Origin of the sequence: Amphritea japonica ATCC BAA-1530 (genome assembly GCF_016592435.1) — a bacterium.
Taxonomy (GTDB): Bacteria; Pseudomonadota; Gammaproteobacteria; order Pseudomonadales; family Balneatricaceae; genus Amphritea; species Amphritea japonica.
In genome coordinates, this window is sequence record NZ_AP014545.1 from 3,563,292 (window position 1) to 3,583,504 (window position 20,213).

The following is a 20,213-nucleotide window of genomic DNA, read 5'->3' on the forward strand; positions in this document are numbered from 1 at the left end:
GAGTCGTCTCAAGCGAGGTGCGTATTCTACTCAACACCCTGATGAAGTCAACCATTTTGTTTCATAATTTTTAACAAATTATCAAACCATCCGATCTTCTCCCTGTTCCGTTTAATCCAACTAAAAAACACTGTTTTTCAATCAGTTAAACTAAACAGCTCAACCTGCGTCAGCGACCGTTTCCAGTGGCTGTCTCAAGCGAGGAAGCGCATTCTACATTCATGGGCTGAGGAGTCAACATCGGAGAGGGAAAAAGTGTCATTTTTATTAAAAACACTGAAGCTTCTAACCACAAGTAGCGAGAACGCCGCTGCGCGACTGACTAGAAGCTAGAAGGAGCCTTCTTTACAGGTACTGTGAAAACCTACTTCGTAAGAGAATTCATTGCACTGTTCATCTTCCATAACCAATAAAACCGCCTGACGGCGGTTTTATCTCTATTTACTTAGTCATATTCAAAACAGGACTAGATGCCCAGATTGGCTTTTCTGGAAGCACAATGAAGCTATGATCATTTTTGGCATGACAAGCCATACACTCAGCCCGCAAAACTGAAAAGGCTTTTTCGAACTTCCTCCAGTCTTCATCAGCTAACGCATGCTCAACAGGCTCAATAGCCTTATCCAAAAAAACAGCGGCTGTTTCTGCCCTGCCTGGCCTGGCTCGGGAGACAATATGAACCAAGGACTCCATCTCTTCTAGCTGGTAATGCGCAAAGTCCCATTTTTCCTGCTTTGCTGCCCAATACAAATTTTGGTAGCGAGCCCCCATCTCTGCCATCCAGTGAGACGTTCCGGGCACCAGCTGCACAAGATTACTTACTTTTTCGGCCGGCGAGCCGTCATGCCGCCAATCATGCATCGAGCTTTTCTCTTCTGACTGGGCAATCATTGCCACCATACTTAAAACAACCATAATGATTATTTTCATATCAACACTCCCTTATTTTTATTAGCCTCATTAAAACTATTGCAGAGAGCGTCTCTATTTTCCAATAGTCGGCAGTTAAAAACTGTAGCTAATAAGCATCAATTGACCTGTGCTATATAAACCCGCATTTATTCAAGCAAGCACTCCAAGCACCCGCCCACTATTACCTATTTTGTAACCAAGCTATTACTTAGCGAAAAACAAATTCTCCAGCCTCGACATCTACTCCAATTTCTTCTCCTGATGAATATTTTCCTGCCAGCAGTTCTTGCGCCAAAGGATTTTCTATCCACTGCTGAATGGCACGCTTAAGTGGTCGGGCACCGTATACAGGCTCAAACCCAACATCTACCAATTTATCCATCGCAGTCGACGTCAGTGTTAAGCGTAACTCACGCTCAACAAGACGCTTGCGCAAACGATTCAGCTGTATTTCCGCAATACCACGAATCTGCTCTTTGCGCAGACTATGAAATACGACCACTTCATCAATCCGGTTAATGACCTCTGGACGAAAATGATTACCTACCACTTCCATCACGGCAGACTGCATCAGCGTGTAATCCTCATCATCACTAAAGTTTTGAATCAGATCTGAACCCAGATTCGATGTCATCACCACAATCGTATTTCGAAAATCTACGGTACGGCCCTGACCATCGGTCAAACGGCCGTCCTCAAGCACCTGTAGCAAGATATTAAAGACATCCGGATGCGCTTTTTCCACTTCATCTAAAAGTAATACAGAATACGGCTTGCGACGAACTGCTTCAGTCAGATAACCGCCCTCTTCATAACCTACATAACCCGGAGGCGCACCAATTAGCCTGGCAACAGAATGCTTCTCCATAAATTCAGACATATCGATTCGAACCATCGCTTCCTCTGTATCAAAGAGGAAACCCGCTAAAGCTTTACAGAGTTCTGTTTTACCGACACCGGTTGGTCCAAGAAATAGGAAGGAGCCATTCGGCCGGTTTGGATCAGACAGTCCGGCGCGAGAACGACGTACGGCATTGGAAACCGCCAATACTGCTTCCTGCTGTCCAATAACCTGTTTGTGCAGCGCATCTTCCATCCGCAGGAGCTTTTCCCGCTCACCCTCCAGCATTTTAGAAACAGGAATTCCAGTCCATTTGGACACCACTTCGGCAACTTCCTCTTCACCAACCCGGTTACGCAACAGTTGATTTTGCTGAGGCTGGTCCTCCACATCTGCGGCAGCCTGAAGCTCTTTTTCAAGCTCAGGAATCACACCATATTGCAGTTCAGACATCCGGCTTAGCTCACCCGATCGGGTTGCCTGATCAAGTTCGGTACGCGCTTGTTCAAGCTTTTCTTTAATTTGCTGCGACCCCTGAAGAGCAACTTTCTCAGCTTTCCAGATCTCTTCCAGATCAGAATACTCTTTCTCGATAAGAGAGATATTTGTCTGTAGCTCGTCCAGACGTTTGATCGCAGCCTGATCCTTTTCTTTTTTAAGCGCTTCACGCTCCATTTTTAGCTGTATTAAACGACGCTCCAAACGATCCATACTCTCAGGTTTAGAGTCTATCTCCATACGGATGCGACTCCCCGCCTCATCGATAAGATCGATCGCTTTATCGGGCAACTGACGATCGGTGATGTAACGTTGCGATAGCTTAGCAGCAGCAATAATCGCAGAATCACTGATATCGACACCATGATGGATTTCATAACGCTCTTTCAGGCCCCGTAAGATTGCAACGGTATCCTCTTCACTAGGCTCATCCACCAGCACTTTCTGAAAACGGCGCTCCAGTGCGGCATCTTTTTCAACATATTGGCGATACTCATCCAACGTTGTAGCACCCACACAATGAAGCTCGCCACGGGCCAGAGCTGGCTTAAGCATATTTCCAGCATCCATTGAACCCTCGCCCTTACCGGCACCGACCATAGTATGCAGCTCATCAATAAACAGAATAACCTGGCCGTCCTGTTTAGAAAGCTCATTCAATACGGCTTTCAAGCGTTCTTCAAATTCACCACGGAATTTAGCACCGGCAATCAATGCCCCCATATCGAGAGATAACACCTTTTTGTTCTTCAGCCCTTCGGGCACTTCGCCGTTGATAATCCGTTGCGCTAAACCTTCTACAATCGCGGTTTTACCAACCCCCGGTTCACCTATTAATACCGGGTTATTTTTAGTACGACGTTGCAATACCTGAATTGTTCTGCGGATCTCATCATCCCGACCAATAACTGGATCAAGCTTTCCAGACTCCGCCTGCTCAGTCAGATCAACAGTGAATTTATCCAACGCTTGACGGTTCTCTTCTGAATTTTGATCATTCACTGCCTCACCACCTCGCATCTGCATTACTGCCTGCTCCAGAGCTACTTTAGTCGCACCGCTTTGTTTTAACAGTTTGCCAACACCGCTTTTATCATCCAGCATCGCCAGCACAAAAAGCTCACTCGCGATGTACTGATCACCTCGTTGCTGAGCGAGTTTATCCGTCTGATTGAAAAGCTTGCCCATATTGGGTGAGAAGCGAATTTCACCATCACTGTTCGCAATCTGTGGCAGCTCAGAAAATAGCTGCTGCACGGATGAGCGCAACTGATTAACATTAACTCCGGCCTGAGCCAGTAAAGGCTTTACCGAACCACCCTGCTGATCAATTAACGCCAGCAATAGGTGTACGGGCTCGATATAGTTATGGTCTTTACCTACAGCCAAAGATTGCGCATCCGCCAGAGCAGATTGTAATTTACTGGTAAAACGTTCGGGTTGCATATTCCCCTCCTAATCAGTGTCACCCCGCCGGTTTTAAGCTTTCATCAAAGCGGACGGCAGGCTTCTTTACTCTATCTATTAAATATAGGTAGTACAGGAGGTTTTCAAGGGGTACATAAGAAAGCTCTTATATACAAGGAATAATAATGATAAAGGTTTTATTTAGAGGAATAGCGGTCACTTTGCTTACAACCACTACAATTACTGCAGCCACTGCTACTACATTTCTTATTAAACGCGTGATAGATATAACGGCCGAACCACAACGCCAGCAACATCACTACAGCTGCTAAAACCAACCAATCAAACTGAGTCATAGATAATCATCCCCTACATCCAGATTGATGCAAGGTTATAAACCAGCCATGAACCGAACCAGGCCAGAATTAACCCCATCATTATTGAGGTACCTGCCCAGCGCCAACTTCCGGTTTCTCTACGAATGGTCGCAATGGTTGCAAGGCACGGCATATACAGCAGAGTAAAGACCATCAAGGCCAGCCCTGAAGCCGGCGCAAGATTTTCACCCATTGCAGACTGTAATCCTGCCATATCGTTCATGTCAGTGTGATAAACCACTACTAAGGAAGCAGCAATAACCTCTTTAGCGATAAAGCCCGATAGCAAAGCAACAGTTTCTTGCCAGCCAAAACCCATTGGAGAAAACACTGGCGCAACAAAATGTCCTAATTGTTCTAACCATGGGACCCCTTGCCTGGGAAAGCTCTGCAACAGCCAGATAAGTATCGAGCCGACCAAAATAACACCACCAATTTTATGCAGGAAGTCACCCGCTTTATCCCAAACATGCAATAACATTGAACGACTTGAAGGAAAGCGCCAGGGCGGCAGTTCCATAATAAAGGTTTCGTCATGCTGCGCAGGGATAGTCCGCGCTAATATAGCGGCTACACTAAAAGCCACTATGATCCCCAGCATATACATAGCAAACAGCACGGTGCCCGCGCTTTCAGCAAAGAAAATACCCGCCAACAATACATATACCGGTAGTCGTGCAGAGCAACTCATAAAAGGATTGATAAGAATTGTAATCAATCGGGCTCTGGGCTCTTCAATTGTTCTGGCCGACATTATTGCAGGAACATTACAACCAAACCCCATAACTAAAGGCACAAACGCTTTACCATGCAAGCCAATTTTACTCATGAGGTTATCCATCAAAAACGCAGCCCGGGCCATATACCCACTCTGCTCCAGCAACGCGATAAAAAAGAACAACAAAACCACATTTGGTAAAAAAACCAGCACCCCACCAACTCCGGCGATAAGGCCTTCCACCAGTAGATCTTTTAACAGAGATTCAGGCATCCATTCGCCTACCTGCCCCCCAACCCAGCTAACAGCAGTATCAATCCAGTCTGCCGGGTAACTACCCAGGGTGAAGGTCGCTTCAAACATCAACCACAACAACATGACAAAGACCGGCATTCCCAGCCAGCGATTCAGGGCAATGCGATCAAGCCAGTGATCCGCAGCAGACTGGTCCTGATGCTCACTGCTACTTTTATGCAGTAACCCATGAATATAGCCATAGCGACCTTCTGCCACCATTTCAGCCGGAGACTCATCATGACGGCTAGCCAATAATTTCAGCGCCTGATTACTTATTCGAGCCTGCTCATGGTTGTGTAACGTAACTCCCTCACCAGCTGATTCAAGCCAACGCAATGCTTGCCAGCGTTCCAGCCCTATAGCCTCAAGCGAGACAACCGCCTCTTCCAGATGCGGCTCATAAGTAATCTCCAACACCTCAGACTGTCGGTCTACATTAGCCAACAACAGATTTAGTAATGCCGGGATATGAGAATTACTTCTACCATCACTACCGATGACAGGCTTAGCCAGCCCTCGACTCAATTCATCCAGATCAACGGTATGCCCCTGCTTTTCTAATTCATCCAGCATATTCAATGCGATGACAACGGGTAAACCCTGTTCCATCAACTGAGTTGTCAGCGCAAAGTTTCGTGCAAGGTTATTTGCATCCACCACATTAAGAATTAAATCAGGAGGAGTCTCATTCAAGTAATCACGAGCAACCGTCTCTTCCACCCGGCTATTTGCCAGCGAATAAATGCCTGGCAGATCGACAAAATTAAAATCAACCCCTTCCCATTCTCGTTGTCCTTGTCTACTGGTAACGGTAACGCCAGCCATATTTCCCGTACGCTGGCGCGCACCGGTAAGCTGATTAAAAAGTGAAGTTTTCCCACAATTTGGGTTGCCAATTAACGCGATAGTATAGGAAGGACGACTCTCGGACATTAGGCCTGCACCTCAACCTGAATATGACCGGCTTCTTCATTTCGCAGGCAAATTTGCTGCTTGCCGATAAAATAAGTACGAGGGTTTCCCAGCAAAGAAGTTGCTGCAACTGAGACCTGTAAACCACGCAAAACGCCTAATGCAACAAGTCGCTGACGTAACGGTTCAGGACCGGTTAACGCCTTAATTTTTGCTTTCTGTTTGTGACTTAACTTAGTTAGCGTCATCAGATCACCCCAAAGGTTAATGAGAACCATTATTATATGGTAATCAAAATCAATCAAGGTGCTCTCGCCAGCATTTATTGATTCAGATCAGTCAATCCAGATAACGCTGGCCATCCGTCCGGTTATGCCATCGCGCCGATAAGAATAGAAAAGCTCCGATTGAGTGAACGTGCAATAGTTACCGCCACTCACCTGCGAGACTCCCCTTCGGTTAAGCCTCAGCCTGGCAAGCATGTAAATATCTGCCAGCCACTTTCCCGGGTTTGCCGAAGGAGCAAAAGCCTCTGCAGAAGTATCATGCAGATCACAAAACCGCTCTCTGACCTCACCACCCACTTCAAATGCGGGCTGACCGATCGCAGGCCCCATCCAAACAATAACTTTCGATGGATCAGGAAAAACACTCAGAGTTTGTTCAAGCACACCATCAACAAGGCCTCGCCATCCAGCATGCGCTACCGCCACTCGACTGCCTTGCTGATCTGTAAAAAAGACCGGTAAACAATCTGCCGTCATAACAATGCATGGCTGACCAGCAGCGTCGCTCCAGCAGGCATCGGCCTGTATGACCTTACCATCATCCGAGGCTTTAATTACCTCTGTACCATGCACCTGACTCAGCCATTGTGGCTGTTTAATTAAATCCAGTTCTTGTACTAACTGCCTGCGATTTTTGATTACAGACGCAGGGAAATCATCAACATGATCCCCCAGATTAAGACCCGCATAAGGCCCAAGGCTGTGACCGCCTTGCCGAGTAGTTGTTACTGCATGGATATTCTCCGGTGCAGACCAATCGGCAGCGATCAGTTTCACAGATCGATCTCGTGATAGTCCGCATCTTTCTTCAGACTATCGATCAAATTTTGCAGATCATCAGGCAGATCAATTTCCCAAGCCATCAGTTCACCTGTTACGGGGTGAAATAGCTCTAAACGCTTTGCATGGAGAGCCTGGCGTGTAAAGCGCTTCAAACGCCCCTGCAACTGAGGGCTTATACCCTTAGGTAAACGGAACCGTCCCCCATACAGCTGATCTCCTACCAACGGGTAATTAATATATGACATATGCACCCGAATCTGATGCGTTCGCCCAGTTTCCAGCTTCAGCCGTATATGGGTATGCGCACGAAACTTACCCAATACCCGGTAATGAGTCACTGCTTCCTTACCCATCCCCGTCACTGCCATTTTCTGTCGGTTTCGAGAGTGCCTGCCCAGGGTTTCATCAACCGTACCACCACCGGTCATAACACCGTTGACAACCGCTTCGTATTCGCGGCCCATTGATCGATCCTGTAACTGTGCAACTAACTCTGTCTGCGCCTGTATCGTTTTGGCCACGACCATCAAGCCTGTAGTGTCCATGTCCAGCCGATGAACGATGCCCGCCCGGGGAACCTGAGCAATATCAGGGCAATAATGCAGCAGACCATTCAGCAGCGTATCGTCCCAGTGACCAGCAGCGGGGTGCACTACCAAGTTAGTAGGCTTATTAATAATCATAATATCATCGTCTTCATAGACGATATCCAACGGCATTTCGACCGCCTTGTACTGGTCGATAACGTCCAGCTCAGCTGCGATGACCAATAACTCGCCACCCATTAATTTATCCCGCTGACGCTTAACCTCACCATTTACGGTGATACTACCGTCCTTAATCCAGCCTTGTAGCCGGGATCGGGAGTAATCGGGAAAAAGAGTGGCGACGGCCTGATCCAGTCGTTTACCAATAAGGTCATCGGATACCGTTGCGCTAAGTTGAACCTGCTCAGTCATGATTTATCTAAGTCTCGGAAAAAATGAAGAAAATATCGGCTTTATCACAAGGAAAACGCAGAGATGCTTTGGCTTGCCTTTAGGTTATGTTTAAATAGGCCGAATTAATTTTGCACAGTATACCCGAAACTAACAGGAGCCGCTGTTATCCAAGGGTAAACTCTCACTTATAGCAGGATATATCGTTATGCGCCTGACAAAACTGCTCGCTATTATTTCTATTACTCTGATAGCTTCTGGCTGCTCATGGTTTGGCGGTGATGAAAAAGAAACTCCGGATGTCCCCGAACAGGAGCTGTATCAGAGTGCCCTTGACATGCTGGAAGGAGAAAATTTTCCACTGGCAATTGAGAAGCTACAACTACTGGAAGCGCGCTATCCTTTCGGCCGCTTCTCAGATCAGGCCCAGCTTGAGTTAATTTTTGCTTATCACAAAAACTACGAGCCGGAAGCTGCACGGGCAACCGCCGATCGCTTTATCCGCCTTAATCCAAACCATGCAAACCTGGATTACGCGTACTACCTGAAAGGCCTGACCTCTTTTGAGCAGGATCGTACCTTCTTTGAAAAATACCTGCCAATCGATGAGACCCAACGAGACCCTGGCAGTGCGCTGGAATCATTCCAAAGCTTCCAGCAACTGGTTTCCCGTTTTCCGAACAGCCAGTACGCACCCGATGCCCAAAAACGGATGACCTATCTGAAAAATCGCCTGGCGACTCACGAAGTACATGTTGCCCGCTATTATGTAACACGTGAAGCCTGGATCGCAGCAGCAAACCGGGGTCGTTATGTCGTAGAAAACTATCAGGAAACGCCTGCACTGCCCGATGCCTTATCAGTAATGGTTCTGGCTTATACAGAACTAGGCATGACCGACCTGGCAGCCGATTCGCAAGCGGTATTGGATGCCAACTTCCCAGGGTATCAGTCTAATATTAGTCTCGCTAAAAAAGAGTCACTGTTGAGCACAGCCACTTTCGGCCTGTTAGGCAGTAGTGAAACAACCCGCCCTGTTGTCAAATCCGCCCAAGCCAAACAACCAGCACAAGACCGCTCATGGTTTAGCCGACTCACATTTGGCATTTTTGATAACGACGATACAGAGTAATAATATACACCTCTGAATATCGCACCACATCCCTGCAAGGCGCCAACTGGCGCCTTTTTTATTATTCAATTTTGCTCACACATAGTATGCAGCTCGACGATTACAGAAAAGCACTTCACAGCCTCTGTAAACTTCACTTAGAATAACAACCAGATCAAGCCACACATCACGAGAGTAGATAATGGACAGAGCTTCAATTATTGCTGCAATGCAAGTTTCACCGGAGATCAACAGCTCAATCGAAATCGAGCGTCGAATAGACTTTATTAAAACAACTCTACTGGCCAGTGGCAGCCAAAATCTTGTCCTCGGTATCAGTGGCGGTGTTGATTCAACAACCTGCGGACGATTGGCTCAACTCGCAGTAGAACAGCTAAATCAAGAGTACCGTACTGCCAGTTATCGTTTTATCGCTGTACGACTACCCTACGACACCCAGCAAGACGAAGCCGATGCACAAGTCGCCGTTAACTTTATATCACCAACAACATGTGTGACCGCAAACGTTCAACCGGGTGCCGATGGGGTACATTCGGCAACACTGAAGGCTTTAGATGCTGCTGGTGTGGATGCAGGAAGCCCGGCAAATATCGATTTTTCCAAGGGCAATGTAAAAGCTCGTATCCGCATGACGATTCAATATGAGATTGCCGGATTGTTAGGCGGATTGGTATTAGGTACTGATCATTCCGCAGAGAACATCACAGGTTTCTACACTAAGCATGGCGATGGCGCCTGTGATCTGGCACCACTATTTGGCCTGAGTAAACGGCAGATCAGGACAGTGGCTGAAGCTCTGGGCGCACCCGGGCAACTCATACACAAAACACCCACTGCTGATCTTGAGTGTGATGAACCGCAAAAAGCAGATGAAGCTGCACTAGGTCTAACCTACGATCAGATTGATGACTTCTTAGAAGGAAAGGCCATCAGCCCAGAAGTAGAAGAAAAGCTAATCGCGATTTATAAGCGAACTGAACATAAACGCCAACCGATACCAACGATATACGATTAAAAAAGGCCTCATCTGAGGCCTTTTTTATATCTGATACTCAAACCGAATAAGAAACCTTATGCGCTCTACCTGATGAACTATACCCGTCCTTCCAGTTGATAGGGTGCAGGATCGATCACCGGCTGACGGTCCAGCAACACATCAGCCAGTAATCTTGTCGAAGCGGGCGCCAGGACTAAACCATTACGATAATGGCCCGCATTGATATACAGATTGTCATACCCCGGCACAGCGCCGATATAGGGAATCCCTTCGGGGGAACCAGGCCTTAGCCCCGCCCAGTGATGCTCAAGCTCATAACCGTCCAGGGTAGGACAGATACTAATCGCCGTTTGATAAAGAGACGCTTTAGCCTCTTCAGTCGTTTGCTTATCAAAACCTACCCGCTCCAGCGTACTCCCCACCAATATCCGGCCATCATTACGAGGTATTAAGTAACGCCCTTCCATGAGCACCACCCGATTAATCAAACCCACCGGTGCCTTAAACACCATCATCTGACCTTTAACCGGCTCAACGGGTAACTCAAGCCCCAACGGCGCTAGTAATTCACCACTCCAGGCGCCTGTCGCGAGAATAACTTTGTTCCCCGATAGCATCTGATCAGCCAATCGTACGCCAGTTACGGATCTATCCTTAACAATTAACCCCTCAATCCGGCTCTGTTCTATCAGATTAATATTTTCCGTGATCTCCATACTACGCCGTAGAGATCGTCCCAGCCGAGGGTTGCGAATACTGGCAACTTCGGGCATCCATAAAGCAGAGCTACAACCTGACGATAAATTAGGCTCTTTCTGATACAGAAATTCGTTACTAACCCGCTCCATCGGCTTCTGATACTGCCGCCCCCAGGCCAGGGCTTTCTCAGCATCCTCAACATCGACCATAAACATGCCTTTCTGACGAAGCTCAGGGTCTAATCCCGTCTCATCCAGCAGCTGCTGAGCCAGATGGATATAACTGGTCTGCGACCAGGTTGCCAGAGCCGTTACCGGGTCTGAATAACGCCAGGGATAGAGAGGCGAAACAATACCACCTCCGGCCCAGGATGCTTCCTGCGCACAATTATTCATATCCACCAGCGTAACACTCGCACCCGACTGCGCCAGCTCTCTGGCCGTGAGCATACCGATCACACCTGCACCAATAATCAGGTAATCAGACATAGAAGAGCCTTATTGTTTGTACTAAGAGGAAAGAGTATATAAAAAAACGCGCCGGGGGCGCGTTTTATTTGAAAATTGAATGATCTCTACCAGTCTTCTTCTGCTGCATCTGGAAAGCTATCACCATCAGCATCCAACTTACGATTACCCCGTGAATCAATAAGTAAATCCAGATCACCAGCCTGTGCGCCTGTCGCAGATGCAACCCCGATAAAGCAATTCGGCATTGCGCAATCTGCACCACTGGTAATTGAAAGATTATAGTATCCTTCAGGAGACTGGTTTGATGTGTTTAACTGAGCAGCACCAGCACCTATCGAGCCAGCATAACTACGATTATCATAGAAAAAGCGCTCCTGCTGTGCGGCTAAGCTCATCAGCGCAGCCTGTCCATCTGAACGCCTCGTATTTTGCAGCTGAGCTAAATATGATGGATAGGCTATAGAAGCAATTATGCCAATGATAGCCACAGTGATCATCAATTCTAACAAAGTAAATCCGGCATTTTTTTTCATATTAATTATTCACCAAACAGCTTGCGCCAGCTCATTTCACCACTATAGATAGAGCCTTCATTATCCTGCTCAATTCTAATAGTTTTACCATCTGCAGTATTTACAAAAGCACTAGTACCATCACCATCGGCATCAGTATAACCACTACCCCGATGTAAACTTGGTGTTACTGCCGGCGCGCTACCTACCTCAATAACCGTCGCAACATATGCAGTACCACTCTCATCATAAGTTCCTATTATCGGTGATGCGTTTGCAGTGCCGGTAATATAATTAAGAACATACAAGCGAGAAGTACCCTTATATTCACAAGCATCTGGAATCGGCTCATAGCCCGTATAGGTAAGTGTTCCGCCTAATAATGCGGGCGAACCAATAATTTTATTACCAGCTCCTAAGTCTTTCTTCCAACCATGATAGTAGCCTAGCGAAGCGGTATCCGATTTATACTGCGCCAGTATAGCTTCTAACTTTTTCTGATTATCCCCACTGGTAAGGCCGCTAACCCCGCTTACCCCTGTTAATGAGCCGTTACTCGCCTGCACCTTGGCATTAGAGACATCCACAAGGTCATCAGACACCGCCCAGGTCAGGTTTCCACTTGTGTTTCCTGTACCAGTGACTCTTGGCTCTTTAATACCGTAATAGGTATGAACCGTTGTATCCTGAGTATCCTCGCGGGTATAAAAACGACCCGTTCCTGTATAGACCCAACGATTTTCACGATAATCCAAACCCACACCGGGTTTAGAAGATACTGGCTTACCAATCGGCGTAAGCAAAGAGGTAGCCCAGGAAGTTACTGGAAGATAGCCTCCAGAATCTTCAATCTGAATCCGGAACAGATCTCCGCCCCAACCACTTGGGTCGCCTGTTACCGTACCAAAGTATACAGCATCGGCTGCCGCATCAAGATCATAGTCCACAACAACGGGCTCACTAATAAAGCTCGTACTGTTATCTATAGTACTGCTGTTATAAGTTGCATCCGCCAATGCCAATTTGCCACCGGTACCAAAATCAGTTTCTAGTGAAATGAGGTTATCTGTGTAGTCCAGATCGAGTAAATACAATGCACCTCGACTGGTGCTCTTTACATCTAAAAAACCAGCCGGATTATTAGTAGGCCCTGATGAAAGCATCAAATACCATTTATCATTTGCTGAACTGTATTTAACCCTTAGAGGACTTGGACGAGACAACGTAAATCCTAAATCAGCATCGGTAAACTCTAACATTAGCTTGGGTGCGGACTCAGGGTCTGTCACATCAAAGACAAAGTATGACGAGGTAATTCGGCGATCCGGAGTCGTTGAGTCATTATCGTGATCGACTTCAACACCACCACCACCCAAACGCATTCCGCCAACTAAAACAGTGCCCCAACCACTTGTATGGGTACTATCGGGTGTGAATATCTGCGCATCAAAAACCCTAGGCGTAAGATCTACTCCATAAATATGATTTCCTCCTACAGCACCATAACTGGGCGCAGCAAGATATTTCAGGTGCGGCAACATCGCTTGTGGAATATAAGCCCACATCTCAGAGCCCAATTCGAACGTACTATCATTCCCTGCCGTACTGCTAGGTGTTGGCGGTCCTTTATAGAACTTTTTAGTTGCCGAATTAAACCATCCAGCATTAAACGCATGTAACATTCCATCGTTACCACCTACATACAGTACATTTCGACGATTTTTCCATTTCCGTTTATACGCCAGATAACTTGAATCGTTATACAGCAGATCGATAGCTTCCGCTGGCGCACCAACAACAGTAGGCACCGAATAAATAACATCCCCTAAACGCAGAGTATCACCATCGAAGGCTCGACTACGATAACCAGAAACATTTTCACCTCTCACCCAGTTCACCAGATCTGTGACTTCAGCAGCAGTAACGCCTAACAAGTTCCGTTTTTCATCATCACTAAAGCTGGCGGGTATAAAATCAACCGCTTCAGCGTTATGAATCATCAGATTGTCTGTTGTTCTGTCGCTATCGATGCCGGTGATAATATGGCGCTGCTGTGACAAGTTAGTATAATTTCTCTGCACTTGCGTATTCGAGTCAGTCATCGTATTAAGCCAGGTTGCACCCTGCCATAGATACTTATTATTATCTTCTAAACTCTGCAAGGTCTCTCCAAACTGCCCCGCTCCAGTGCCTATTTCACAATTTGCAGACTGAACACTGGTTGGGCGCAGAGCCTTACTAGTAGAAAGTTTAACCCGAACTAACTGATCAGCTTCATCAAAGCACATATCAACAATAGGGTCATCGGCAAAGCCACCCAGAGTTCTGTCACCATTACCGTCGACACGCATGTAGCCTGCGTTGTCGACCATCATGGCGTATACATTACCCACCCAGGCAACTTCCTCATTACCTTTAATACGCGAGTTTTGAAATAAAGCGGTATATATCGCACCTTCACCTGAAGTTGAAGACGCAACAACGGAAGCTGCACCACCGGAAGATGACCGACGTAAAATCGAAGCTAGCGCCGCGTTTAACTGACTTACTAAAGCTTCACCATCATCCGCCATATAAAAGGTATCAGGATTACAATCGCCATCCTGATCCCACTCATTTACATCACATTTAAAGGTTGGATCATCCAAAATTTGCTGGAAGTAGGATTTAAAATCTACCGGATGCTTCGGTGTGGGGATATGATCATCTTCACCGGGCTTAACACCACTGGCATTGGCAGCACCAACACCCTCATCGTAAAAACCACCATTTGCCGCAGCTTCTCGCATTAGAGTCGTACTGGTATTGTTCAACTCTCCCTCACCCAAAGCCGCATAAACATAATAAGAAACAATTTCCTGATGAGTGCTCATGCCAGCTTCATCACGACAATCATACTTTCGCATATTCCAGGCGACATCATCGAGTGCTTGATTTTGCCCTATAGCGCCAACACCATCGGTTTCAATAACCGGATGGACTCCGCTACCATTCCAATCGGTATAGGGCGCACCATCATTAAAATGCAACACGAAAGATTTAGCACAATTTAGCTTTCTTCCATAGTCAGCAAAATAATAAGGATCCCAATCTGAATTCACTTCATACGCTGGCTTTGTGCTTTTTGGATCGTAATAAGCAGTATTTCCAGGCCTAGCAGGAGCACTGGTAGAGATGTTCCCCTGACCATAATATCCCCATATATCATATAGCGTTTCAGCAATAGGGGTGGTTCCCCATATCAGAGGATGATCCTCGATAACCTCAACTATATTTGCTTCGTCTCCATATAAACCGTCGGGGTCTTCGTCGGTGTAGCGTATATCTGTACGGATACAAGTATCATATGTCGTACGCAACGATACAGGCTTAGATGTATCCGGATAGCAAGGCCAGAAAGTGCTGCCATGGACACTATTGCCGTTGTACAGGTTAGTCGGGGTTTTTGTTGTATGGTCATAGTTATACACTGCCAAGCCAAAACGCATAGTCTGTGCATTATCCTGAATAACCCCTGTCGGCTCTGAATCAATCGCTACTCTGATACGAAACCCTTGAGCACCCGTTGCAGCTATATAACCGACGGTTTCATTACTATGGCTCCGCTCATTATTAGCAGATTGTTCTTCATCGATCTGTATATCAATAATTGACGCCGTGGGATTGCTATCCCCGTATCGAACATTGGCAGGGTCGGGATCATTAGTCGTTTGCATCGCGGCGCCAAAAAAAGGCACACTGGAAAAGCCATTAGCACTCAGATCGACATCTTTCCAGCTTTCCCTGACAGAGCCTATGCTGCTTACATTTAAGATAACTCCTGTATCTAGCGTCGAGCCGGCAGCAACATTATCAATCGCAATATAGTGAATATCTTCATTGCTTGGATGATCATTTGTGTAATCTTCCTCATTTTGCAAAATCATCTTAAAAGAAGAGGCCGAGATATTTTTCACCCGAGTATGAACTGGACGGGATGAATTATTTGAGGATATACCTGTAAACACTCTGGGAGTAGATGCAAAACCGGTCAAGCTTTCAGTTATAAAACTATCTCCATCATTCCAAGTTTTATCTGTAGACCTCTCACCAGCAAATACATTCACCGTAGAACTATCCGACAAGGTCAGTGTGTGCTGCCCTTTCTCTGCAACCAGATAGACAATATCCTCCGTTGTATGATTGCCATCCTTATAATCATGCTCCTGCATTCTTATTTTAAAGCCACTAGCGGTCACTGATTTAACACGTGACTCAACAGGGTCTCCTCCGTTGTAGGAAACCGCCAGCGCAACAACTATAGGGTTTGTATAAGTGTTCGTATACGAAACAGACTTCCAAGAATCTCCATTAGTCCAGTCCATCGTGACCTGACCAAGTTCCATATGGTCCCCAAGTGGGACAGCGCTCGCTGAAGCGCCATTACTAACATCTATCATCCCTTCGTTTATCAAAAACTCTGTGCTATTAGCAAAGGCTGTAGGCGTAAACGCAGAAGAGCCGGTGTAGGCTTTTCTGAAACTGTAATCATAAGGTTCATGCTGGCCAAGCAGTACATAACGCGGTTGTCCGTCAATGACATTAAGAGATGCAGAATCTCTACTTTCAACTTTACCACCAACCATTACCTTACGGATAACATCGATGCGGCGCATCGCCATCCAGTTCAGGAAGTTACCGTTCCATTCATCTGCAAGTAATGTTCCTTGAATATTCCCTGCTCCGGTGAGATCACCAGAAGCAAGAAATACACCTGAAACAAGGTTGTATCTATATTTTTTCTCACTATCGAAATAACCGTAGTAACGCTTAGCCGGATTAAAATCGTCATGCAAGCCAGATTTCCAGTTACCTGCGCCCGTATCCGCGTAGGCTACCGCTTTCATAGAACCAGAAATATCCATGGCGATAACAATATTAGGCTGGCCAGTCTCCGCCGCCAAAAACGGTGGAATACCGGTATAATTTAACGAGGTATCAACCGCCGATACAGATGCTGACAACGTGGCCAGGACTACCAGCCCACCAGCAAAAATTGAGATTCTAATTTTACTGAGAATATTCATTGATACCCTCCTGTCCTGTTTAGTTAACATAGCGATAATCCGTTGAGGTTGTAGCGGCCGCATTAGCGGCTGACGTTCCTTGACTCATCAACATGAAGAAATTATAGAAACCGCCGCCTGCAGCGCCTTTTCCATCTCCTTCATACCCTGAAAGCTGAGCTGTATTAGAACCTTCCGCTGCTCTGGTGTCGGTTTTAATCACCATAATATTAGCCACAGCATCGACGCCATCATTTGTGTCTCCGTCACCATTACCATCCAACGCAAACTGAAGATCTGTCCTCAGAACAGAGATATCGCCATATATCCCATCTCTAAGCTCTGCTACCGTTTCTTCATTACCCATAAACAGGTCTCGAGTATCATCATCAACAACAACACCTGTCGGAATTACAAAGCCGATTCCCGTCCAGCCCCGGTTTTTTATATATTCAAATAACAAATCCGAGCCTGCCGTTTGGCGAGCACTTTCGGCATTTTCAAATGCATCCACATGAAACGCCGTATTACTGCTGATCTTATAATCCACTGTACTCAGGTTCATGGAAGTCACACCAACAAGGGTTATCACCAATAGAAACAACAAGCCTGTGACCAGTATATAACCGCTCTGACGATTATAATTATTTATGAAATCACTATTAATATTCATTCTCGACTCCGGTTACGAATCTGAATAACTCGGGAATACTGTTTACGATGAAATGCCTGATCCGCTGCTGCAATAACTGTGCTAGCCGCTCCACTCACCATATACCCATCATGGATATAGCTTTTACTGTCAGTATAGTTCGCCTCTACATCTGGGGAGCGAGTCAACAGAGAGAAGCGTACCGTTTGCACCTCGGTCCAGTCAGGAACAGTGTCAGCTGAATCAAAACGGTCCACATTGCCATCGTTATCACTGTCGCTACCATACTGAAATTGTAGCGTTTCAACATTCTCAATGAGCGGCTCTAAGGTAAGCTGAGTCGCGTTCTGCGAGTTTTTATGGATGGTTTGCCTCACAAGTGTGGGAATACCATCATCACAGGCTCCATTGATATTACTACAGGGGCTGATAAAGAAAGTCTCAATCACAAAGGGGTAGATAACCCAACCATCTACAATCGGATACGTCCCTGAGACATCGCTGCTACCCACAAACATTGTCGCTCCAGAGCCCGTCCTTGAACGAACATACAAGCGGCCATTATCATCGCCTGCCGAGTGATCATCGGCCATACCACTGGTTCCAGAATACTTAAGCGTCAATAAATCTGTGCCCGCCAAATACTGTCCTGCAGCAATGCAGCCGGAAGGAAAGCCTGCAACTCCAGCAATAGCCGCTGCGCCTTCATAGCCACGAACACTTGCATCTAAGTCAGTTACCCAGGCACCGTCGCAATTTCCGACAGCGGTAATCAGGCCTGGGGCCGTATTAACTTCTTTAACTTCAACGCCACCCCAATGGTCAGCCATGGTGATACTCTGGGCCAGAAAGTCAGTAGCAAAACGACCGCCCTCTTGCATCGCACCTATATTTGATACCGCACGATTGGCAACCTGACTCGAGACGACCACTGCTATCAACCCTGCCATCAAGATCAATCCCATCGCCATCGCTACCATTAACTCGATCAATGACAGACCTTGCTGATAGTCTCTTGAAAAATGAGTTCTTTGAATACCTTTCATAACACTGTCCTAAGGTTCTATCCGTATCGCATAAGTTTTAGCAACCGTATCATCAGAGCCATCACCGTCAGCGTCATTAGCATCCGGACTCTTTTCACTCCAGCTCACTGTAATATTGAATGCATCGCCATTTCTGGCAATAGTGCCCACGCCATTGGTTAATTGATCTACTGCGGCCAGCCAGTCAGTCAAGTCTTTGCCGGCAATCTCAGCAGGGGTACAGCCTGTACTGCAATCTTTATCAGCATCATTAGCCACACTGTCATAGGTAGTACCATCAATCGCATGCCTTCGATTTGCCCTAATCCTGTCTGCCATATCCTCAGCCAGAAACACAGCATCTGACAGTTGTGATGAGCCGGCAAGACCCTGCATGCTGGTATTTTGCATCAAGGCCAGCCCGAGAAGACTAATTGAAAAAACTACCAGCGCAATCAACACCTCGAGCAGGCTAAAACCTCGCTCTACGGTGAAGCCTTTCACTTTATGGGCAGGCAAATTCATCTGTATTTACTCTTCCTGTTAAACTGATAGTAATTTGTCGCCCAGTTTCACCTACTCTTGAATCACAAAACTGCAACACTCCATTTCCCGTTGTTGTCATTCCTCGGGAGTTGTAACGAATATTTGCAAGCGCAGAGTTAATTGCTATATCAGAGCTCTTATTAAAAGTCATAAGATTAACTCCTCCAGACACAGTTTCATCAACTGTCCAACCATTATTCCAATTGTTAGCGATTGGTTGCAGAATAACGGGAACTCCTGTTTTTAACGCTTCACTGCGGGCGGCATGACTCGCGGCAACAAAATGATTTACATCTGCAGTAATACGATTATTTCTAATCATTTCCTGGAATCCCGGCGCAACAACCCCAGCCAGAATTCCGGCAACAGCCAAGACAACCATCAACTCAATCAACGTGAATCCACGCTGTTTATTCATACGCAAAAGAACCACCTCTACTCATTCATCTATGAATAGCGTCACTGAAGCAAATCCGTTTGCTTGCACTACTGTTTATATTTTAGACACCAAGACGCATAAGCGTACCTGATAAGTACCCAAAACAGTTACTAATTAGTTAACCAGTTGTAAGATAAAGGAATAAGAGTAAAGCAATTCAAATAGTTGTGTAACTGATTTGAGTCCTGTTTTTAATAACTCAAAACGATCTCAGCCGATTCTTATGCGCCCTGTGGGAGATATAACAAGCCGCTTACTATAGCTGTCACCTCTGACCTGAATAATAAAAGTGCCATTCTTATTAATCCCTCCTGAAGCACCTATTTTAAGAAAACCAATTTGATTCCAAACGATTCCAACCCCCTCAGGAAACGCACTCTGACGTAAAAGACGATCTACCGCCGGATCAAACTGACTATCTCCATTTAAATCGTTAAACGTAAGCATCCCTCTATCCCAGTTATTACCACACCGGTTTGTCACATTATTGAGAGGGCATATATGGATAGTTTCCTGTCGGCTTACCGCCTCATATCGCGCCTGACTATAACCATCTTTAAATAACTGAACAGCAGACTCCAGCTTTTGTGAACGAACAAAACCCACCAGCGAAGGGACGCCAATAGTCAGTAAAATAACCAATATACTCAGGACAATCATCAGTTCTATCAGAGAAAATCCTTTTTCCTTACTGTACTTCATCTTCTTGCCCTCTCCGTCCATGGT

General features: G+C 46.2%; 17 protein-coding genes. 2 read left to right on the plus strand and 15 right to left on the minus strand.

Annotated features, from left to right (window positions below; all coding sequences use genetic code 11):
• Positions 1-441 precede the first annotated feature (441 nt).
• The 7 genes from AMJAP_RS16395 to rluD all read right to left on the minus strand — a co-directional run bounded on the left by AMJAP_RS16395 (position 442) and on the right by rluD (position 7,991).
• Positions 442-930 (minus strand): hypothetical protein, encoded by a 489-nt coding sequence (locus AMJAP_RS16395; RefSeq protein WP_019622886.1) that lies wholly within the window; start codon positions 928-930, stop codon positions 442-444.
• A gap of 190 nt (positions 931-1,120) precedes the next feature.
• Positions 1,121-3,697 (minus strand): ATP-dependent chaperone ClpB, encoded by a 2,577-nt coding sequence (gene clpB / locus AMJAP_RS16400; RefSeq protein WP_019622885.1) that lies wholly within the window; start codon positions 3,695-3,697, stop codon positions 1,121-1,123.
• Positions 3,698-3,855: 158 nt separating this feature from the next.
• Positions 3,856-4,014, minus strand: a complete 159-nt coding sequence (locus AMJAP_RS16405; RefSeq protein WP_156815249.1) for a FeoB-associated Cys-rich membrane protein — start codon at positions 4,012-4,014, stop codon at positions 3,856-3,858.
• A gap of 13 nt (positions 4,015-4,027) precedes the next feature.
• The gene (feoB, locus tag AMJAP_RS16410) at positions 4,028-5,983 is read right to left on the minus strand and encodes a ferrous iron transport protein B (protein WP_019622884.1); all 1,956 of its coding nucleotides are present in this window, start codon (positions 5,981-5,983) and stop codon (positions 4,028-4,030) included.
• Entirely contained in the window at positions 5,983-6,210 is a 228-nt protein-coding gene (locus AMJAP_RS16415) for a FeoA family protein (RefSeq protein WP_169336968.1), read from the minus strand. The genes feoB and AMJAP_RS16415 overlap by 1 nt, the downstream gene beginning before the upstream one ends.
• An 87-nt stretch (positions 6,211-6,297) precedes the next feature.
• Entirely contained in the window at positions 6,298-7,026 is a 729-nt protein-coding gene (pgeF, locus tag AMJAP_RS16420) for a peptidoglycan editing factor PgeF (RefSeq protein WP_019622882.1), read from the minus strand.
• Positions 7,023-7,991: a 23S rRNA pseudouridine(1911/1915/1917) synthase RluD gene (gene rluD / locus AMJAP_RS16425; RefSeq protein ID WP_019622881.1), complete on the minus strand. Its 969-nt coding sequence runs from the start codon at positions 7,989-7,991 to the stop codon at positions 7,023-7,025. The genes pgeF and rluD overlap by 4 nt, the downstream gene beginning before the upstream one ends.
• A gap of 187 nt (positions 7,992-8,178) precedes the next feature.
• Here rluD and AMJAP_RS16430 point away from each other — a divergent pair, with 187 nt between their 5' ends.
• Together AMJAP_RS16430 and nadE are read left to right on the plus strand one after the other, a co-directional pair.
• Positions 8,179-9,102: an outer membrane protein assembly factor BamD gene (locus AMJAP_RS16430; protein WP_019622880.1), complete on the plus strand. Its 924-nt coding sequence runs from the start codon at positions 8,179-8,181 to the stop codon at positions 9,100-9,102.
• A 181-nt stretch (positions 9,103-9,283) separates the two neighbouring features.
• Positions 9,284-10,117 (plus strand): ammonia-dependent NAD(+) synthetase, encoded by an 834-nt coding sequence (gene nadE, locus AMJAP_RS16435; RefSeq protein ID WP_019622879.1) that lies wholly within the window; start codon positions 9,284-9,286, stop codon positions 10,115-10,117.
• Positions 10,118-10,194: 77 nt separating this feature from the next.
• Here the strand turns inward: nadE and thiO are convergent, their stop codons facing one another.
• The 8 genes from thiO to AMJAP_RS16475 form a co-directional block, all read right to left on the minus strand.
• Positions 10,195-11,286: a glycine oxidase ThiO gene (gene thiO / locus AMJAP_RS16440; protein WP_019622878.1), complete on the minus strand. Its 1,092-nt coding sequence runs from the start codon at positions 11,284-11,286 to the stop codon at positions 10,195-10,197.
• Positions 11,287-11,372: 86 nt separating this feature from the next.
• Positions 11,373-11,801 carry a type IV pilin protein gene (locus AMJAP_RS16445; protein WP_019622877.1) on the minus strand — a complete coding sequence of 143 codons (429 nt, stop codon included), beginning with the start codon at positions 11,799-11,801 and terminating at the stop codon, positions 11,373-11,375.
• Positions 11,802-11,806: 5 nt separating this feature from the next.
• A complete protein-coding gene (locus AMJAP_RS16450) occupies positions 11,807-16,846 on the minus strand; it encodes a pilus assembly protein (protein ID WP_019622876.1) in 5,040 nt (1,679 codons plus the stop codon).
• A gap of 19 nt (positions 16,847-16,865) precedes the next feature.
• Positions 16,866-17,498 (minus strand): pilus assembly PilX family protein, encoded by a 633-nt coding sequence (locus AMJAP_RS16455; protein WP_019622875.1) that lies wholly within the window; start codon positions 17,496-17,498, stop codon positions 16,866-16,868.
• Positions 17,495-18,523, minus strand: coding sequence for a PilW family protein (locus AMJAP_RS16460; protein WP_019622874.1), 1,029 nt, complete (start codon positions 18,521-18,523; stop codon positions 17,495-17,497). The genes AMJAP_RS16455 and AMJAP_RS16460 overlap by 4 nt, the downstream gene beginning before the upstream one ends.
• A gap of 9 nt (positions 18,524-18,532) precedes the next feature.
• The gene (gene pilV / locus AMJAP_RS16465; protein ID WP_019622873.1) at positions 18,533-19,027 is read right to left on the minus strand and encodes a type IV pilus modification protein PilV; all 495 of its coding nucleotides are present in this window, start codon (positions 19,025-19,027) and stop codon (positions 18,533-18,535) included.
• Entirely contained in the window at positions 19,008-19,466 is a 459-nt protein-coding gene (locus tag AMJAP_RS17760; RefSeq protein ID WP_019622872.1) for a GspH/FimT family pseudopilin, read from the minus strand. The genes pilV and AMJAP_RS17760 overlap by 20 nt, the downstream gene beginning before the upstream one ends.
• 231 nt (positions 19,467-19,697) lie before the next feature.
• Complete coding sequence (locus tag AMJAP_RS16475; RefSeq protein WP_019622871.1) at positions 19,698-20,189, minus strand: GspH/FimT family pseudopilin; 492 nt, start codon at positions 20,187-20,189, stop codon at positions 19,698-19,700.
• Positions 20,190-20,213 lie beyond the last annotated feature (24 nt).